Below are 17168 nucleotides of genomic sequence, written 5' to 3'. Positions count from 1 at the left end.
TATGTTAGAATTCTGTTTCAAATCAAAACTTTTTTAAGTTTTCTTATCACTAACTGTTGTAACGAATATTGCTGAAAGGTATAAATGTCAGCAGACCCCTTCGATTAACATGGATGAAGATTATGTTTGAAAAAGTAGTTGCCGCTCCGGCTGACCCTATTCTTGGCCTTACTGAAGAGTTTAAAAAAGATACCCGCGCTGAAAAAATTAACCTAGGCGTTGGTATTTACAAGAACGAGCAAGGTGAAACCCCTGTTCTTGCAACTGTTAAAAAAGCCGAAGCCGCACTGATTGAAACGGAAAAAACCAAATCTTACCTAACGATCGAAGGTACAGCGGAATATGGTCTAGCTGTACAAAAACTGCTTTTCGGTGCAGATGCTGAAATCGTTGCTGGCAAGCGTGCGAAAACGGCTCAGGCGCCTGGTGGTACTGGTGCTCTGCGCGTTGCTGGTGAGTTCATTAAGCGTCAACTTGGCGAAGTAAAGATCTGGATCAGTAACCCAACTTGGGCTAACCATAACGGCGTATTCACAGCTGCAGGTATCGAGACAGCACAATACAGCTACTACAACGCAGAAACAAAAGACAAAGACTTCGATGCAATGCTAAATGATTTGCAAGCTGCTTCAGAAGGCGATGTTGTTTTGCTTCATGGATGCTGCCACAACCCTACTGGTATTGATCCAACAGCGGAAGAGTGGGACACGCTAGCGAAGCTGGTCGCTGAGAAGAAACTACTGCCTCTATTCGACTTTGCGTACCAAGGTTTTGCTAAAGGCGTAGAAGAAGACGCTTCAGGTCTACGTACATTCGCTAAGTACAACAAAGAGATCCTAGTCGCGAGCTCTTTCTCTAAGAACTTTGGTCTATACAACGAGCGTGTTGGTGCATTTACGCTAGTGGCTGAGTCAGAAGAAGTTGCAGCAACGGCATTCTCGCAAGTGAAAGCGATCATCCGCTCAATCTACTCTAACCCACCAGCACACGGTAGCGCCGTGGTTACTCACATTCTTGGCAATTCTGAATTGCGTGCAGAATGGGAAGCAGAAGTCGCTGAAATGCGTGATCGTATCCAAGAGATGCGTGAGCTATTTGTAGCAACACTGAAGGCTGAAGGTGTAGTCGCAGACTTTAGCTTCATCGAGCGTCAAAACGGCATGTTCTCATTCTCTGGTCTGTCTAAAGAGCAAGTAAACCGTCTGAAAGAAGAGTTCGGTATTTACATCGTAGGCTCAGGTCGAATCAGTGTAGCGGGTATGACGAAATCAAACATGGGACCACTGTGCAAAGGCATTGCTGCGGTTCTATAATTAAATGCTCGTAGAGCAAACTGGATTATTAAAAAAGGTCAGCGAATGCTGACCTTTTTGTTTTAGTAGATAAACTTGAATCCGATACCAACTTCGTTGATGTGTTCAGAGCTTGAACCACGATAGTCTGTGTCTCTTAACTGATAATACACGCCCGTTCCGATGACCTTATGCCACTGGTAATTAAACGCCAGCTTATAGTTGTTTTCATCTACAATATCACTGCGGTTAATGCTTATTTCAGCAGTGCCTATTAACTTTTCACTGAATAAGTAATTTGCACCAAAGGTCGCAGCCTGAATAAACTCGCTCTCTGATGAAATAGTGCGATCTGTGGTGTCATTTTTTGCTTTTGCTTTGATTGCACCTAAGCCATAAATGCCATACACATCAAAAACATCATTGATCCCATAACGATAGCCACCCCCAAACAATAAACGGTCTATACGTAAAGTGAAGTCGTCTGGGTGGAAAAACTGAGCGGAGTAATCAACATTGAACAACCAATTGTCTGCAATTAAATAGTTGCCGCCAAGCACAATGGTTGTTGCGTTGGAGTTATCTAGCCATTCTTCATTTGTTGTTCCTGCTCCAAGCTCTAATTGGATATGCTCATACCCAAACTTCTCCGCTTGTTCAGATTCTGAGGCAATGCTCATTAAAGGTAATGCTACAAGAGGCGCAGCTAACAATATTCTTACCATTTTAATTCCTTGCATGAGTGCCATTTATAGGTGTTTTTATTGTTAAAACGGATAAAAAACGCACTCAATGATCCTAGTCACAAATCAAACCTACTCAATCTTAGCGTAAGTTTATTACTAATTTTATCACGAACTGGGGTTTTGTGTGATCCGATAAGATTCTGTTTTAAAACTAAGTTATGATTAACCTATCATTTGCGAAGAAAAAGGCACCTTCATGGATGCAGAGCTGTTAGAGATTTATAATTTTCTCGTCAAGTACCCTCCTTTCAATGAATTACCAGAAGAAACGCTGAACAAAATTACCGAGAATATCGAGATTTCTTACTATCGACAGGACACTCCTGTCATTCACTTCGGCGATCAAATTAATGACCTATATATGGTCAGAAGCGGTGTGGTAGAAGTTTATCGACGCAAAGGGGAACTGTATAACCGACTAGACGAAGGTGATCTCTTTGGCCAAATGGGCCTGCTCACCAACAATAAAGTACGCTTCCCAGTCAAAGCGATTGAAGACACCCTCCTTTACTGCATCCCTGGCGATATATTCCAAGAGCTATACGACAGCTTTGATTCTTTTGCAGACTTTGTTGAAGTTGAAAATAGCGCTCGCTTAAGACAAGCCGTATCTGAAAATAGCGATGCAAATGACCTAACGACCTCAAAAGTAAAGACATTGCTAACACGCGATGCACCTACTATTGAACGAGGACAAACCATTCAAGAAGCGGCTCAATTGATGGCGCAAGACAATGTCTCATCACTACTGATCGTTGACCCTGACTTTGTACTAGACGAAGAAGATCCGCAATCACCTGTCGTCGGCATCATTACCGATCGAGATTTGTGTACTAGAGTGTTAGCTGAGGGGTTGTCTCCTCTCGATGAAGTGTCAACCGTAATGACAACTGAGGTTATCTCACTCGACCACAACGCCTATGTTTATGAAGCCATGCTAACGATGCTTCGATACAACGTACACCATTTGCCAGTAGTGAAAGATCAAATGCCAATCGGCATTATTGAAGCAACAGATATCGTCCGTTATGAATCTCAAAACTCACTACTTCTTGTGAGCAGCATATTCCAACAGCAAACCATTGAAGACCTCGCTATCGTCGCTGATGAAGTGAAGAGCAGCTTTGTGCGCCTTGTTAATGAAGATGCCAACTCCCATATGGTTGGTAGCGCTATGTCTGTGATAGGCAGAAGCTTCAAACAGCGCCTAATAGAGTTAGCCGAGCAAGAGCTTGGGCCACCACCTGTCCCTTATTGCTTCTTAGCCCTTGGCTCAATGGGACGAGACGAGCAATTACTTGTTACTGACCAAGATAATGCCATCATTCTCGATGACACGTATAAAGCAGAAAAGCACGGTAAGTACTTTGAAGCTTTGGCAAAATTCGTAAGTGACGGCTTAGACGCGTGCGGCTATAAGTACTGCACGGGAGACATCATGGCAACCAACCCTATGTGGAGAATGACGCGCTCTGAATGGGAAGCGTGCTTCGCAGATTGGATTGATGACCCAAACCCGAAAGCACTACTCAATGCGTCTATCTTTTTCGACTTAGATGGTGTTTATGGACGTTTAAAATGGGCAGAACAACTAACCAGTTTCATTGTCCGTCGTGCGCGTAAGAACAACCGTTTCCTCGCATGTCTTGCCAGAAATGCCCTTAATCGAACGCCTCCACTTGGGTTCTTTAAAGATTTCGTGATGGAGAAAGATGGCCAGCATAAAAACTCGATCAACTTAAAACGAAGAGGCACCGCTCCCCTAGTCGACTTAATTCGAGTTCACTCACTAGCAGTAGGCTCTCGTGCTCGAAACTCCTTTGAACGGTTAGATGACATAATTGATGCAGGCATTTTACCCAAAGGACGCGCGCAGGACTTGAAGGACGCGATGGAGTTTATCTCTATGGTTCGTATTCGCCACCAAGCGATTGACGTAGAGTTAGGTACCGAACCGGATAACAACATCGAGCCAGAAAACTTATCGGACTTTGAAAGGCGCAACCTTAAAGATGCGTTTCAAATATTAAGTAATGGTCAGAACTTCCTTAAGTTCCGCTATCAGGCTAGCAACAAGTTTAAGTGAGGCAAGGAATGATAAAGAAGTTGTTTCAAAAGCCTTCCATTCAATGGCCAATGAAGTTTCAGCAAAAACTGGAAAGGGCAACAGATGAGCGCCTAATCGCCTTTTATGGGACAGAGCTACCTGCGCCAGACACGCCATTATCTCAAGTAGAGTTTGTCGCGCTCGATTTCGAGACCACGGGGCTCAACCCACAGAAAAATGGCATCATCACAATTGGTCTAGTGCCCTTCAATCTCAATCGAATTTTTTTGCGCCAAGCTAAGCACTGGAAAGTTCGACCACAAGAGAAGCTGGATGAAGACTCAGTCATCATCCATGGTATCACCCACAACGAACTCATTGATGCACCTGATCTTGGCGATATTCTTGAAGAGCTTCTGCCAAGCCTAGCTGGCAAGGTGGTGGTCGTTCACTATCGTCGCATAGAGCGAGAGTTTCTCAACCAAGCTCTTCAAGTACGTATTGGTGAAGGTATCGAGTTTCCAGTCTTAGATACACTTCAAATCGAAGAAGACATCCAGCAGAGACTCTCTGGGGGGCTTTGGAACAAGTTGAAAGGTAATAAACCCGGCTCACTGCGACTAGCACAATCTCGTCGTCGTTATGGGCTGCCAGACTACACACCACACCATGCTTTGACAGATGCCATCGCCACTGCAGAGCTACTGCAAGCACAGATCGCCCATCACTATAGTGCTGACCAGCCTATAAGCAGCTTATGGTTGTAGTTCCAGTGAGCGTTCTAGCCTAAAGAAAAAAAGGAGCCAAGTGGCTCCTTTTTAGTCAGTATTCGCTGAACTATAACTTAAAGCGTTTAATTTCTTGCTCTAGCTCATGAGACAGCTCAGACAACTGTGCAGCTTGCTCTGCAGCATGTTGTGCTTCAGAAGATAGCTCGTTTGAAACGTCACGAATACCTTCAGTATTGCGTGTAATTTCAGACGTTACTGATGCTTGCTCCTCAGCCGCTGATGCAATTTGAGTAGCCATATCGTTGATGCGTTCTACTGCAGAATGAATTTGCGTTAGGCTTGCCGCTGCAGAGTTCGCATCATCCACGCTAGTATCAGCCAAGCGACGACTATCATCCATAATGCCGACAGCTTTCGCTGTTGTACCTTGCAGCATTTCAATCGTCTCTTGAATTTCTTGCGTTGAAGCGTGAGTTCGTTGGCTTAGTACGCGCACTTCATCCGCAACTACCGCAAAACCTCGGCCTTGCTCACCTGCACGCGCGGCTTCAATTGCTGCGTTCAGTGCAAGAAGGTTAGTTTGCTCAGCGATACCTTGAATGGTCGATAAAATGGTATTGATGCTGTTACCATGCGCTTCCAACTCTTGGATAACATTGGTTGCTACTTGAACTTCTTGCGCTAAGTTCTGGATAGAACCTTGTGTTTGCGTTACTTGGCTCGAACCATGTGCACATGCTTCTACGGCTTCTTCAGAATTTTGAGCCGTATTCTCTGCATTGCCTGCAATCTCTTGCGTTGCCGCAGCCATTTCATTTACCGCAGTCGCTACCATGTTGATTTCATCTTGTTGGTACGCGATACGTTGACTACGCTCTTCCGCCTGCTGAGCGGTTTGACGTGATTGTTGGGAAAGTGCTGCTGATACATGGCTAAGCTTAGTGACCATAGTATGCATGTTACCAACAAAGCGGTTGAAGTTTTCAGCAAGCTTTCCGACTTCGTCGTCACTACGAGGTTCAAGTCGTTGCGTTAAGTCCCCTTCACCAGATGCAATTTCTTCCAGCGCTTTTGACACTCGACCAAGATCGCGGAACAAGAAACCTACTAACCAAGAGACAATCACAATCACAGCAATGGTAATCAGTACAGCTGTAATCATCATTTCTCTTAGCAATTGAGAATGGCCAGCTTCTTCAGTCGCGCGATCCATTTCAATCGCAAACATCCAGTGGGTGTTTGGAACTTTACTGAAATAGTACAGCTTCTCTTGACCATTAATTGTTGCGGTTTCGATGGAGCCACTATTTGCTGCACGCTCAATAGAATCTTTAGAAAAATCATTTGAAAGGTTGGCGATTGGTTTAAGCGTCAAACTTTTGTTTGGATGAGCAAGGAAAGTACCATCACTCATGTCGATCAGCATCGCGTGCGCATTTTCACCAGCATCTAAGCTAATTACGTCATCAATAAGCTGATCAATCAGAACGTCAGCGCCAACCACACCAACAAAACGACCACTCTGGTATACAGGCTCAGCGATAGTGACTAACAGAGCATTGGTGATCGCATCTTGATAAGCCGTTGTAATGATTTGTTTGCCAGCGGCGTTAGCATCTTTGTACCAAGGACGAGTGCGTGGATCATAACCTGCGCGGTTTCGCTCTGGATGAGAGCGATACATTCCGCCTTCCGGAGTGCCTAGGAAGATGTCGTCAAAACCACCCGCCTTGCGTGCTTGTTGTAAAAAAGGAACAACGTCTTGCTCAGTAGAGTAATCGTTGAAAGCCGTCGCGATGTCTTTACGAATGGCAACCCAGTCAGCAATACCTTCAGATGCTGCATTGCTTAGACTCTGTGCTCGTGAATATACACCAGCACGTGTTTGATCAAATAATTGACCTGCCGACAACCACGTCAATGCTGCCGCCATGACAACAACAGCAGACAGACTAGCGCCAATGAGCTTTTGTTTTAGTGATAGTTTCATAGTTTATTTTTTGTTGGGAGAACAGTAAGTGAGCAGCGAGTTTACACAGAATTTACGTTAAGCGCACCAAATTTCACACTACTCAATAGTGAAATAAGTTATTGTAAAAAAAGAATTTTCTTGCGCCATTTTTTTGTCAAACGTCAGAATTTTCGCACAAAAAAAGCCAGCAATAATGCTGGCTTTAAGTTTATAAATTAAGCTTTATTTTACAGTAGCTTAGTGTTTCTCTGTTCTCATACCCATCAATAGACTGACACACATCGCCAGTAAAACTAGGGTAAATGGTAGAGCAGTAGAAATCGCGCCTGCTTGCAGTGCTTGAACCGCTTCCGAACCACCAATCCACAGCAGCGCAACTGCAATTGCGCCTTCCATGAAGGCCCAGAATACGCGCTGCAGAACCGGTGCATCCACTTTACCACCAGCGGTAATGCTGTCGATTACTAGTGAACCTGAGTCTGACGAGGTAATGAAGAATACCAATACCAGCACAACTGCAATGATTGATAGCATGTTACCGAATGGCAATACATCAAACATTTGGAACATTGCTAGCGAAACATCGGTAAGACCGTTTGCGCCTAGTTCACCAACATTATTGATCACTTGGTCGATAGCTAGACCGCCAAACACCGACATCCAAACAAGTGTTACCGCCGTAGGAACAATCAATACCGCAGTGATGAACTCACGCACAGTACGGCCACGAGATACACGAGCAATGAACATACCCACGAATGGAGACCATGAAATCCACCAAGCCCAATAGAATACAGTCCAACCTTGGAACCAAGCTTCATCAGTACGACCAAATGGGTTACTAAGTGGAATGAGATTCTCTACATAAGCCATCAACGTGGTAGGAATCGAGCCTAAGCTCACCGCCCATCCGATCAAACCAACAAGGATTAACAGTAAAAATGCAATAACCATGTTGATATTACTGATGACTTTTACACCGCCATCAATACCACGAACCACTGAGACAACCGCTAGTAAGGTAACGACAGTAATCACAACAATCTGTAGACCTAGACCAGGCTCAACACCAAACACATGATGAATACCACTCGCTGCTTGTTGTGCACCAAGGCCCAGTGACGTCGCAAGACCAAACAGTGTCGCGAGTACCGCAAGGATATCTACAATATGACCAGCCCAGCCCCATGCACGATCACCCAGCAGTGGGTAAAAAATCGAACGCATAGACAGCGGTAGGCCTTTGTTATAAGTAAAGAAAGCTAATGAAAGCGCAACGACACCATAAATCGCCCATGGGTGTAGACCCCAGTGGAACATAGTTGCACCTAATGCGAGTTTGGCAGCTTCTGGGGTATTCGCTTCAACACCCAATGGCGTTTCATACCAACCAGTGAAATAAGCCACTGGCTCAGCCACACTCCAGAACATCAGACCGATACCCATACCTGCAGCAAATAGCATTGCAAGCCACGAAACAAACGAGTAATCAGCGACAGCATCTTTACCACCTAGGCGAATCTTGCCCATTGGCGACACAATAAGTCCTAAACAGAAGATAACGAAGATGTTGCCTGAGATAATGAAGAGCCAATCAAATGAACCGATAATTTTCCATTTGATTCCGTCTAACGCGGTTTTGGCTGTATGCGCATCAAGAACTAACGCCGCAATAAGAAATAGTGCAATGAAACCTGCACTGATACCAAAAACAGGATTATGTACATCAAACCCCCATTTTTGTACGTTATCTTGACCAACCGTATAGTCGGTACTGTCGATACTGTACTTATCTATACCTTTTGTCATTGTTCCTCTCTTTTGCATTCTAATTTTTTCGGCATAACGCAAAAAACCTTCGAACACGATACATTTTATTTTCCATGAAAGTGGAAGATCCTACCATTTTAGGCATTTTTGTCTATATTTTGCTGATAAAAAATCCAATAACTTACTTTTCAATCAGAAAAATCCACCAAAAAAAGCGAAAACAACCACAGCAATAATTAGACCACAAACATTTCTTACTATAATTATTCTAGGTCATGCTTTTTGAGCCGTAAAAAGCCATAAATTTAATAAGGAGAGCCAAGGCAAATAATTGAAAAATGGTGTCGCTAATACTAACTAAGCCCTTTTAATAGCAACGCTTTTGAGTTAGTGTCGCGTCGTTACATGATCCCTTAATGACTGGATTACTAAATTGGAAAAGTACGAAGAAGTCTTGGTCTCGATTCGTCAGATCATCCGAGCTATTGATTTACATTCTAAAAAGTTGAGCAAAGAGTCTGGTTTAACGGCTCCACAACTGATTCTGATGCGTGCCATTAGTGAATTAGACAATGTCACTATCAAACAGCTGTCTAGCCATACCAATATGAGCCAGGCAACCGCTACCACTATTTTAGACCGTTTAGAGCGCAATCAGCTTGTTGAACGCCGTCGTAGTGTCCAAGACAAACGTAAAGTGCATGCGGTACTAACAGAAAAAGGGCAAGAAGCGTTAAAGCAAGCGCCAACTCCCCTACAGGAACACTTCATCAGCCGCTTCCAAAAGTTGGAAGAGTGGGAACAAAGCTTACTCCTGTCTTCCGTTCAACGCATTTCAACTATGATGAATGCTGAAGATATCGATGTTGCGCCAATGCTAGAGCTTGGAAGCATCACTAAGCCTGAATAGTCACTTTCGAGGGCGCTCATTCATCCAGTAATGAGCGCTTTCATCTTAACACTCACTCAACCAAACCTGTCTCAAATGCGTATTTGGCCAATTCTGCGGTCGAATGCAAATCCAACTTGTGTTTTATATTGTGGCGGTGTGTCTCTACCGTTCGATAGCTGATATCCAAAAGTGTCGCAATCTTTTTGCTACTGTGCCCCTGCGCAACCAGTTTTAAAACGGCTTCCTCACGGCGGCTAAGTGGATTTGGTTTTTGTGCAATCGGTACAACATCTTGAGTAAATAAAGTTTGAGTGACAGACTCACAAAAGTACGTCGATCCTTGATTCACGGTTTTTATCGCTTGCACCATCTTCTCTGCAGAGATTTCTTTCAGCATGTACCCCACTGCCCCAGCCTGCATCACCTTCATAATGTATTCACGATTATCATGCATCGTCAGCATTAGTACTTTGCTCTCTGGCCTCTCCTCTTTAATCACACCCGTCGCTTCAATGCCATTCATAATTGGCATACTAATATCCATTAGAATTACATCCGGGTTGAGCATCTTAGAAACTTCGATCGCTTCTAGGCCATTGCTTGCGGTTCCAATCACATCAATGTCAGGCTCTAGCTCTAGGCGCGCCATAAAACCATCCAAAACCACTTGATGGTCATCCACTATCACCACACTAATTGGTTTATCCATAAACTAATCCATCCAAATCTAATAATACGGTGATTTCTGTGCCTAATCCTGGCTCGCTCATCAATTCAAACTCACCGCCAATAAACTCAACACGCTCGCGCATATTACGTAAACCAATCCCCTGACGATGAACCGATTGGTTAACAAGGAACCCGATGCCGTCATCTCGTATCAGTAATTGCAGCATATTGCCCATCTTTTGCAAAATAACCGTGACCTTTTTCGCCTTAGCGTGCTTCTCGATATTGTTCAGCGACTCTTGAGCAACACGATACAAGGTCGTCGCAACCTCAGATTTCAACTTCACCTGATTGGTATCAAAGTGACTATCAATGTCGATACCAGAATGTGAATGAAAGTCTTGTAATAAGGTGGTGAGTGCCGCTTCAAGACCAATATCATCCAGCGCACTAGGTCGAAGTTGATGAGAAATATGACGAACTTCGTTGATCGCGGTAATTAGCGAGCGTTGAGATTTATCTAGGTGGGATTTAAGCTTTTCATCTTCGATACGATGAGCCATCAAATCTAAGTGGCATTTACTGGAGACCAATAGCTGATTGATACCGTCATGTAGCTCTCTGGCTAAGTGTTTTTTTTCGTCTTCTTGGAACATTACCGTTTTATGGGCAAGCTCTTTGAGGTGCTTGTCTGCCAAGCGATGTTCATGCAAGTTAATCGCCAGCGTTAGGACAATAATAACCGAGACGGTCACCACCAGAATGATCACGACAGAGAAAAATGTCGTTTCAATATTCTGATTTACTGCTGCACGCATATTCGCGACTTCGCGACTGACATCTTCAATATACAAGCCCGTGCCGATCATCCAATCCCATTTATCCAACCAAGCGGCATAGCTCAACTTGGGAACCACCTCACCAGTTGATGGCTTCTGCCATAGATACTGATGAAACCCGCCACCTCGTTGGGCTTGATGGAGTAACGTTTCAATTAAGTGGTCTCCGTTTTCATCTTGTATATGCAACAAATTTTGCCCAATAAGATCGGGAAGAATTGGATGAACTAAGTTTGTACCGTGCTTATCATAGGCGAAGAAGTAGCCGTCTGAACCATAGCGAAGACGATTGAGGATTGCTTTAACACGCGCCTTAGCATCACTCTCTTCAAGAGTGGGATCATTATAGATATGAGAAATTGCATCAAAAGCCAGATCAACCGTATCTTTCAATGCCGCTTCTTTAGATTGAATGAGGTTCTGATGAAAGATTTCCACCTCTCGCTGTCCAAGAGTCTTGGCTTGGTAGATGGAAATCCAACTGATGCTGGCTGACACTAACACCACCGGTATCAGTGCCAGCAATATTAACTTGGCTTTGAGAGGCATCCCTTTCCTCCAATGAAACGCTGTTTGCCATTTCGACAAACAGCTTAACAACTTGTCTCAAAAGGTAAAAACTCTCAGGTCACAAATTCTCTTTTCTTACTTGCATTACGCCATGCCGTAGAAGCCAGGGAAGAATAGCAACGAAGCGAGCACAACAATTTGAATCGCGATGAATGGCATCACACCTCGGTAGATATCGCGCGTTGTCACACCTGCTGGAGCTACGCCTTTCAAATAGAACAAGCTAAAGCCAAATGGTGGCGTGAGGAACGATGTCTGAAGGTTCATCGCAATGAGAATTGCAAACCATGTCATGTTGATACCCATCAGCTCTGCAACAGGCGCAATAATAGGCACAATGATGAAACAGATTTCAACGAAGTCGATGAAGAAGCCAAGGATAAGAATCACCACCATCGTAATAATCAAGAAACCCCACTTCTCACCCGGTAGTTGTAGCATCCACTCTTCAACCAGGTAATCGCCGCCCGTGTATGTGAAAGCCATCGAGAATGCCGTCGCACCAAGCAGTATCGCAAATACCATTGCGGTCACTTTCACTGTCTCTTTGGAGGCTTCATACACCATCGACCAACTGAACTGTTTATAGAGCAGTGAAAGCACAATCGCACCAGCACCTCCCAGCGCCGCGGATTCCGTTGGTGTTGCAATACCAGCAAAGATAGAGCCTAGCACCACGATGATCAGCGCAAGCGGCGGTAATACCGCTTTAAGCGCGGTGAATACTTCTTCTTTGCGGCTGATCGACTCATCACGCTCGATAGGTTGAGCGGCTTCTGGATTGAGCTTGGCGTAGATCAGAATGTAGACAACGTATGCACCCACCAGCATTAAGCCCGGCCATACTGCCGCTTGGAATAAGTCACCTACGGGTACGCCTAATACATCACCGAGCAAAATTAAGACAATAGAAGGAGGGATGATTTGACCTAACGTGCCAGAGGCACAAATGGTGCCACAGGCCAATCCTTTGTCGTAGTTGTACTTAAGCATCACTGGCAAAGAGATTAGACCCATTGCGACAACCGATGCACCAACCACACCTGTCGATGCGGCTAGTAGCGCGCCTACCAATACCGTAGAAATTGCGATACCACCACGAACGCCACCAAATAGGCGCCCCATAGACTCAAGCAACTGCTCTGCAAGTCTTGTCTTTTGTAACACCAAGCCCATGAAGACAAACAGTGGCACCGCCATTAGTACCGTGTTCTCCATGATGGACTGAATGCGATATGGCATGAAAGCAAACATATCCATGCCCTCTGCCCAAACGCCAAATATTAATGCGATGCCACCAAAGGTGAAGGCAACAGGGAAACCAAGCAGTAGCGCAAATAGAGCTACAAAAAACATCACTATACCGATCATACTGACTTCCTTTTACGACTTACCGTTGTTACCGGCATAGATAAGATGAGGGTTAACAATTTTATTGATGGAGTGAAGCAGCAAACCAACACCGCTAACCGCCATAAACAAGAATGACAATGGGATCATGCCTTTAATGATCCATCGATATGGTAAACCGCCTGGGTCACCGGACGTCTCACCAAGGGCATAGCTCTCTTTGGCAAAGTCGATACCAAACCAAGCAACCAATAGGCAAAACGGGAAAAGGAAAAGTAAGGTGCCTAAAATGTCGATGATGGATTGTGCTTTGTAAGATAAACGTTCATAGAAAATATCTACTCTGACGTGACCACCGGATTTAATCGCATATGAAACGCCAAGCAAAAATACAGCAGAAAAGAGGTGCCATTCCATCTCTTGAAAGGCAATAGACACGTCATTAAACACGTAACGCATGACAACGTCGTACACCACGTTCGCTAACAACAAAATGAATAGGATGCTGGACAACCACCCCAGAAAATCACCAAAGCGGTTAAAGATTCGCTCAATATAAATCAGGCTTCTCATTCCGAACTCCATGGAACTCGTGGATTGGCTCCGCTGGTTCGCGGAGCACTTTTATAGTCTTCTCTTCGAGAAGTTTTTCTTGGGCTTCATTAGCAGGCTCTATTCCTTAATACTTGGAGATAGCCCTGCTTGATGAAGTTACTGTTGAGCTTGGCTGTTTAGGTAAGCTCGATGTGAAATGTCAGACCAAGGACGCACTTGCTCGATATAATTTGCTTGCGACTCTTGAATCTCTTTCGCTAGGGCATCTTTTTCTGCGTGCTGTTTAAGTAGACGCTCATTCGCTTCACGCAGTGCAGAGATAACCTCTGGTGGGAAGTCTTTTACTTGAACATCCGGGTATTCAGACTGAATCGACGCCCAGTTTTTGCCACTTTCGTGCTTAGACTGGGTGTACATGTCGTACGCCGCCGCTTTCATCGCCACTTGAAGAATCGCTTTCAGATCATCAGGTAGACGTTCCCAAGTACGCTTATTAACTAGGAATTGCAGCTCAGTACCTGGCTCATGCCAACCTGTGTAGTAGTAAGGTGCAATTTTGTGGAAGCCCATACGTAAATCAAGAGACGGACCTACCCACTCCAGTGCATCGATCGTGCGACGCTCAAGCGAGGTGTAAAGTTCGCCCGGTGCAATATTGGTTGGCTTCGCACCCAGCTCAGCAAGGATTTCACCCGCAAAACCAGGGATACGCATTTTCAGACCTTGCAGATCGTCGACTGATTTGATCTCTTTCTGGAACCAGCCGCCCATCTGGGTATCGGTATTACCGCCAGGGAAAGACAGTAAGTTGTGTGGTGAGTAAACCTTCTCCATCAACTCCATACCGCCGCCATAGTAGAACCATGCGTACTGCTCTGTAGGCAGCATACCGAAAGGCATAGAGGTAAAGTAAAGAGTGTTTGGTACTTTGCCTTTCCAGTAATAAGAAGCCGAGTGGCCCATATCGTACTGACCTGATTTCACCATATCAAACACACCAAGTGGTGCTTTGTGTTTGTTTGCAGAGTCAATACGGATTTGTAGACGGCCGTTTGACATTTCCTCTGCCATTTTTGCCATGTTTTTTGTCGCATCACCGAAGATTGGGAAGTTAGGGCCCCACGTCTCCGCTAATTTCAAGCGATATACTTTATCGTCAGCAGCGTTAGCAGAAGTTGCTACGAATGCCATGGTTGCTACCATCGCCGTCGCTTTGAGTACTCGTTTCAAAGATTTTTGGATAAGACTCATCGTTCACGTCCTTTGTCACCAAGGTTATTGTTGTCATCCATTACATAAGGATTCGTATATACAATGGAATACTACAGCGGAGACCGAAATGGGCATGAACACGCAACAAATTTGTATTGCCAGGCAAGCCCTAGCCATTGGTAGTACGTAGTAATACGTAGTCTTTTTGATATCCAAAAAAGATAAAGCATAATAATCATGCAGTTAAGATCGGAGTGGAATAGACGAAGAATTAGTAAGTACTTAAGTATTTGACTGCGGAAGAATTTACACAGTATTTAAGAAAATGTGACAAATAACGACTTTGTATCGTTAGAATGCTCAATTAGAAATCGAGAAAGACAAATTGCAGGTAAAAAAATACCCCGACCGAAATCGAGGTATTCAATTAAGAAACAGAATTACAGGGGTAATTAAACTGCTTTGTAGATAACTTTGTTACCTGCTAACTGCTCTTTTTGAACTAGGTTTTCTTCAAGAAGCTTTTTCAGTGCGCCTGTAGCCCATGATGCCGCTTTTGTATCTTCTTGACCTGCAGCTAGACCAATACCTTTAGGGTTAATACCTTCAGCATTAGCGACAACAATGTCTAATACTTGTTGTTGCTTAGGAGTTAGAGCAACGTCTGTTTTTACTGCAGCTACCTTCTTCTCAGCTACTGCTTTCTCAACAACAGGTTTTTCTGCAACGACTTTTTCCGCAACAGGCTTAGCTGTCTTTGGTGCTTTTGCTACGTTTGCAACTGTCGCTTTAATGCGCTTTTGCAGTTTCATCTGCACTTTACGCTTATGAGCAAGTCTCATTGAATATTTCTCCAGTTCACTGCATCTCAGCAGGGATGAAAATTTGAAGCGCGTTTTATACCAAAATTCCCAATCAATTTGTAGGTTTTGGCAGCGAAACGCTGTGAAAAATGCGCTCAATGCATAGAACGTCTATTATTTAATCAAGAAATTTGTGAACGCATTTTGTCAATACTGGGTATAAAAACAGAGGTTCGCCTTAAATCAATATGCAACCCAACAGGCATTGGGCGATTTGGTTAATTTGTCTTTTATCCCGAGGTTGAAACATGGAAACGTTACACCTTACTAACTCGCAGTTTAAAGCCGACTCCCCCATCAACAAACTGATTATGCTTTTGGTGGTCATCATTACACTGTTTCTCGTGTTGATCGCCCCAGGGTGGAAGCAAGCAATGCTATCTGTGGTTTTAATGGCAGTCATTGTTGGCTTTGCAATCATGATGATCAAAAAAAGCCAGGTAGGTTTTACTCTTACACAATCCCATTTTCAACAGCACCTATTCAAAGGCGGCTGGGTCGTCCGTTGGCAAGACATTGACTCCATAGGAATATGTACATATGAGCAAGAAGGATGGCACCAGCCTCTACCTTGGGTAGGCATTCGTTTAAAGCATTACTCCCCATATCTAGATGCTATCTGCCCTCGTATCGCGACAGAAGTTCTTTTAAGTCAACGCGCACTGCTGTATCTAGGTGCTCGGCAAAATCATTGTGAAACAAAATTCGAGGATATGGTGCTGGATCCTGCCCCTTACATTAATCAAAAGGGCATACTCTACGAAGGTTTACTTGCGATGCTCGCGAATAGAATGAAGTACCAAAGGCAGTTTTATGGCTACGATGTATTTATTTCAACAAGTGACTTGGATAGAGAAGCTGATGCGTTTGTGGGATTGGCTCGACGTTACTTGGCAGCCGCCGAGCCTGATACCTAATACAAAGATGCTTTAGTAGAGTGGCATTTCGTCAGCAACGAAAGGGTTTGTTTTACGTTCGTGTCCAAACGTCGATTGCGGACCATGACCTGGTACAAATGTAACATCATTGCCCAATGGCCATAGTTTCTCTTTGATAGAGCTAATAAGCGTGTTGAAATCGCCTTGTGGGAAGTCAGTTCGACCAACGCTACCGTTAAACAAAACATCACCGACAAACGCCAAACGAGCTTCTTCACTGTAAAGCACAACGTGACCAGGAGTATGACCTGGGGTGTGGATCACGTTCAGTGTTTGATTGCCAAAAGTGACCTTGTCACCTTCATTTAACCATTGGTGTGGTTCAAACGCTTCAGTTAATGGAAAACCGAACATTTGGCTCTGACCTTCTAACCCCTGTAACCAGAAGTTATCTGCTTTGTGTGGACCAACGATCTCAGTACCGCCTAAAAGAGCAGATAAAGGCTCAGTTCCACCAACATGATCTAAGTGACCGTGCGTTAGAACTAGATTTACGACTTCAACACCGAGCTCTTTGATTAGCATTGCAAGTTGCTTTTCATCACCACCTGGATCAACCACAATGCCTTTCATGGTTTCATCACACCAGACGATAGAACAGTTTTGAGAGAAAGATGTTACGGGAACAACTTGGTACTTCAGAGCCATAAATAACCTATACCGAATAAAATTGCATGAAAACTGCCGCAACTATGACACTAAGCCAAAATGACTTCAAGCTT

The 17168-nt window shown here is 44.3% G+C and carries 15 protein-coding genes; 5 read left to right on the top strand and 10 right to left on the bottom strand.

The window, feature by feature from the left end:
• Positions 1-122 precede the first annotated feature (122 nt).
• The gene (locus KIV41_RS15320) at positions 123-1313 is read left to right on the top strand and encodes an amino acid aminotransferase (protein ID WP_285336950.1); all 1191 of its coding nucleotides are present in this window, start codon (positions 123-125) and stop codon (positions 1311-1313) included.
• 62 nt (positions 1314-1375) lie between these two features.
• Here the strand turns inward: KIV41_RS15320 and KIV41_RS15315 are convergent, their stop codons facing one another.
• The gene (locus KIV41_RS15315; RefSeq protein ID WP_252042114.1) at positions 1376-2017 is read right to left on the bottom strand and encodes an outer membrane beta-barrel protein; all 642 of its coding nucleotides are present in this window, start codon (positions 2015-2017) and stop codon (positions 1376-1378) included.
• 217 nt (positions 2018-2234) lie between these two features.
• On the opposite strand from KIV41_RS15315, the gene KIV41_RS15310 reads away from it, so the two are divergent.
• A complete protein-coding gene (locus tag KIV41_RS15310; protein WP_038887348.1) occupies positions 2235-4124 on the top strand; it encodes a DUF294 nucleotidyltransferase-like domain-containing protein in 1890 nt (629 codons plus the stop codon).
• An 8-nt stretch (positions 4125-4132) separates the two neighbouring features.
• On the top strand, positions 4133-4852 hold the full coding sequence (locus KIV41_RS15305; RefSeq protein ID WP_045387731.1) for a 3'-5' exonuclease: 720 nt from the start codon (positions 4133-4135) through the stop codon (positions 4850-4852).
• Positions 4853-4922: 70 nt separating this feature from the next.
• On the opposite strand, the gene KIV41_RS15300 is transcribed toward KIV41_RS15305, so the two are convergent.
• Positions 4923-6806: a methyl-accepting chemotaxis protein gene (locus tag KIV41_RS15300; RefSeq protein WP_285336949.1), complete on the bottom strand. Its 1884-nt coding sequence runs from the start codon at positions 6804-6806 to the stop codon at positions 4923-4925.
• 219 nt (positions 6807-7025) lie between these two features.
• The gene (locus KIV41_RS15295; protein WP_010447637.1) at positions 7026-8597 is read right to left on the bottom strand and encodes a BCCT family transporter; all 1572 of its coding nucleotides are present in this window, start codon (positions 8595-8597) and stop codon (positions 7026-7028) included.
• A 394-nt stretch (positions 8598-8991) separates the two neighbouring features.
• On the opposite strand from KIV41_RS15295, the gene cosR reads away from it, so the two are divergent.
• On the top strand, positions 8992-9468 hold the full coding sequence (gene cosR, locus KIV41_RS15290; RefSeq protein WP_010447635.1) for a MarR family transcriptional regulator CosR: 477 nt from the start codon (positions 8992-8994) through the stop codon (positions 9466-9468).
• A 52-nt stretch (positions 9469-9520) separates the two neighbouring features.
• Here cosR and KIV41_RS15285 read toward each other — a convergent pair whose 3' ends face one another.
• The 6 genes from KIV41_RS15285 to KIV41_RS15260 all read right to left on the bottom strand — a co-directional run bounded on the left by KIV41_RS15285 (position 9521) and on the right by KIV41_RS15260 (position 15487).
• A complete protein-coding gene (locus KIV41_RS15285; protein ID WP_038885655.1) occupies positions 9521-10159 on the bottom strand; it encodes a response regulator transcription factor in 639 nt (212 codons plus the stop codon).
• A complete protein-coding gene (locus KIV41_RS15280; protein ID WP_010447632.1) occupies positions 10152-11507 on the bottom strand; it encodes a cache domain-containing protein in 1356 nt (451 codons plus the stop codon). Before KIV41_RS15280 ends, KIV41_RS15285 begins: the two co-directional genes overlap by 8 nt.
• A 105-nt stretch (positions 11508-11612) precedes the next feature.
• Positions 11613-12899, bottom strand: coding sequence for a TRAP transporter large permease subunit (locus tag KIV41_RS15275; protein ID WP_038885656.1), 1287 nt, complete (start codon positions 12897-12899; stop codon positions 11613-11615).
• A 12-nt stretch (positions 12900-12911) separates the two neighbouring features.
• Positions 12912-13451: a TRAP transporter small permease subunit gene (locus KIV41_RS15270; RefSeq protein WP_285336948.1), complete on the bottom strand. Its 540-nt coding sequence runs from the start codon at positions 13449-13451 to the stop codon at positions 12912-12914.
• Between the two features lie 138 nt (positions 13452-13589).
• Positions 13590-14684 carry a TRAP transporter substrate-binding protein gene (locus tag KIV41_RS15265; protein ID WP_010447626.1) on the bottom strand — a complete coding sequence of 365 codons (1095 nt, stop codon included), beginning with the start codon at positions 14682-14684 and terminating at the stop codon, positions 13590-13592.
• Between the two features lie 413 nt (positions 14685-15097).
• Complete coding sequence (locus KIV41_RS15260; protein ID WP_010447624.1) at positions 15098-15487, bottom strand: hypothetical protein; 390 nt, start codon at positions 15485-15487, stop codon at positions 15098-15100.
• Positions 15488-15756: 269 nt separating this feature from the next.
• Here KIV41_RS15260 and KIV41_RS15255 point away from each other — a divergent pair, with 269 nt between their 5' ends.
• Positions 15757-16425 carry a DUF2982 domain-containing protein gene (locus KIV41_RS15255; RefSeq protein WP_038885657.1) on the top strand — a complete coding sequence of 223 codons (669 nt, stop codon included), beginning with the start codon at positions 15757-15759 and terminating at the stop codon, positions 16423-16425.
• Between the two features lie 12 nt (positions 16426-16437).
• Here KIV41_RS15255 and KIV41_RS15250 read toward each other — a convergent pair whose 3' ends face one another.
• Positions 16438-17094 carry an MBL fold metallo-hydrolase gene (locus tag KIV41_RS15250; RefSeq protein ID WP_005430620.1) on the bottom strand — a complete coding sequence of 219 codons (657 nt, stop codon included), beginning with the start codon at positions 17092-17094 and terminating at the stop codon, positions 16438-16440.
• Positions 17095-17168: the final 74 nt, after the last annotated feature.

The sequence above is a fragment of the Vibrio sp. D401a genome, assembly GCF_030248515.1.
In the GTDB taxonomy this organism is placed as follows: domain Bacteria; phylum Pseudomonadota; class Gammaproteobacteria; order Enterobacterales; family Vibrionaceae; genus Vibrio; species Vibrio rotiferianus.
Note: the sequence above shows the minus strand (reverse complement) of the source record. Positions and strands in the feature narration are given on the sequence as shown.

Coding starts and splice junctions, on each gene's coding strand:
- KIV41_RS15270 (WP_285336948.1), bottom strand. CDS start 13,451: ATGAGAAGCCTGATTTATATTGAGCGAATCTTTAACCGCTTTGGTGAT.
- KIV41_RS15265 (WP_010447626.1), bottom strand. CDS start 14,684: ATGAGTCTTATCCAAAAATCTTTGAAACGAGTACTCAAAGCGACGGCG.
- KIV41_RS15255 (WP_038885657.1), top strand. CDS start 15,757: ATGGAAACGTTACACCTTACTAACTCGCAGTTTAAAGCCGACTCCCCC.
- KIV41_RS15310 (WP_038887348.1), top strand. CDS start 2,235: ATGGATGCAGAGCTGTTAGAGATTTATAATTTTCTCGTCAAGTACCCT.
- KIV41_RS15315 (WP_252042114.1), bottom strand. CDS start 2,017: ATGGTAAGAATATTGTTAGCTGCGCCTCTTGTAGCATTACCTTTAATG.
- KIV41_RS15280 (WP_010447632.1), bottom strand. CDS start 11,507: ATGCCTCTCAAAGCCAAGTTAATATTGCTGGCACTGATACCGGTGGTG.
- KIV41_RS15320 (WP_285336950.1), top strand. CDS start 123: ATGTTTGAAAAAGTAGTTGCCGCTCCGGCTGACCCTATTCTTGGCCTT.
- KIV41_RS15275 (WP_038885656.1), bottom strand. CDS start 12,899: ATGATCGGTATAGTGATGTTTTTTGTAGCTCTATTTGCGCTACTGCTT.
- KIV41_RS15250 (WP_005430620.1), bottom strand. CDS start 17,094: ATGGCTCTGAAGTACCAAGTTGTTCCCGTAACATCTTTCTCTCAAAAC.
- KIV41_RS15285 (WP_038885655.1), bottom strand. CDS start 10,159: ATGGATAAACCAATTAGTGTGGTGATAGTGGATGACCATCAAGTGGTT.
- KIV41_RS15300 (WP_285336949.1), bottom strand. CDS start 6,806: ATGAAACTATCACTAAAACAAAAGCTCATTGGCGCTAGTCTGTCTGCT.
- KIV41_RS15260 (WP_010447624.1), bottom strand. CDS start 15,487: ATGAGACTTGCTCATAAGCGTAAAGTGCAGATGAAACTGCAAAAGCGC.
- KIV41_RS15295 (WP_010447637.1), bottom strand. CDS start 8,597: ATGACAAAAGGTATAGATAAGTACAGTATCGACAGTACCGACTATACG.
- KIV41_RS15305 (WP_045387731.1), top strand. CDS start 4,133: ATGATAAAGAAGTTGTTTCAAAAGCCTTCCATTCAATGGCCAATGAAG.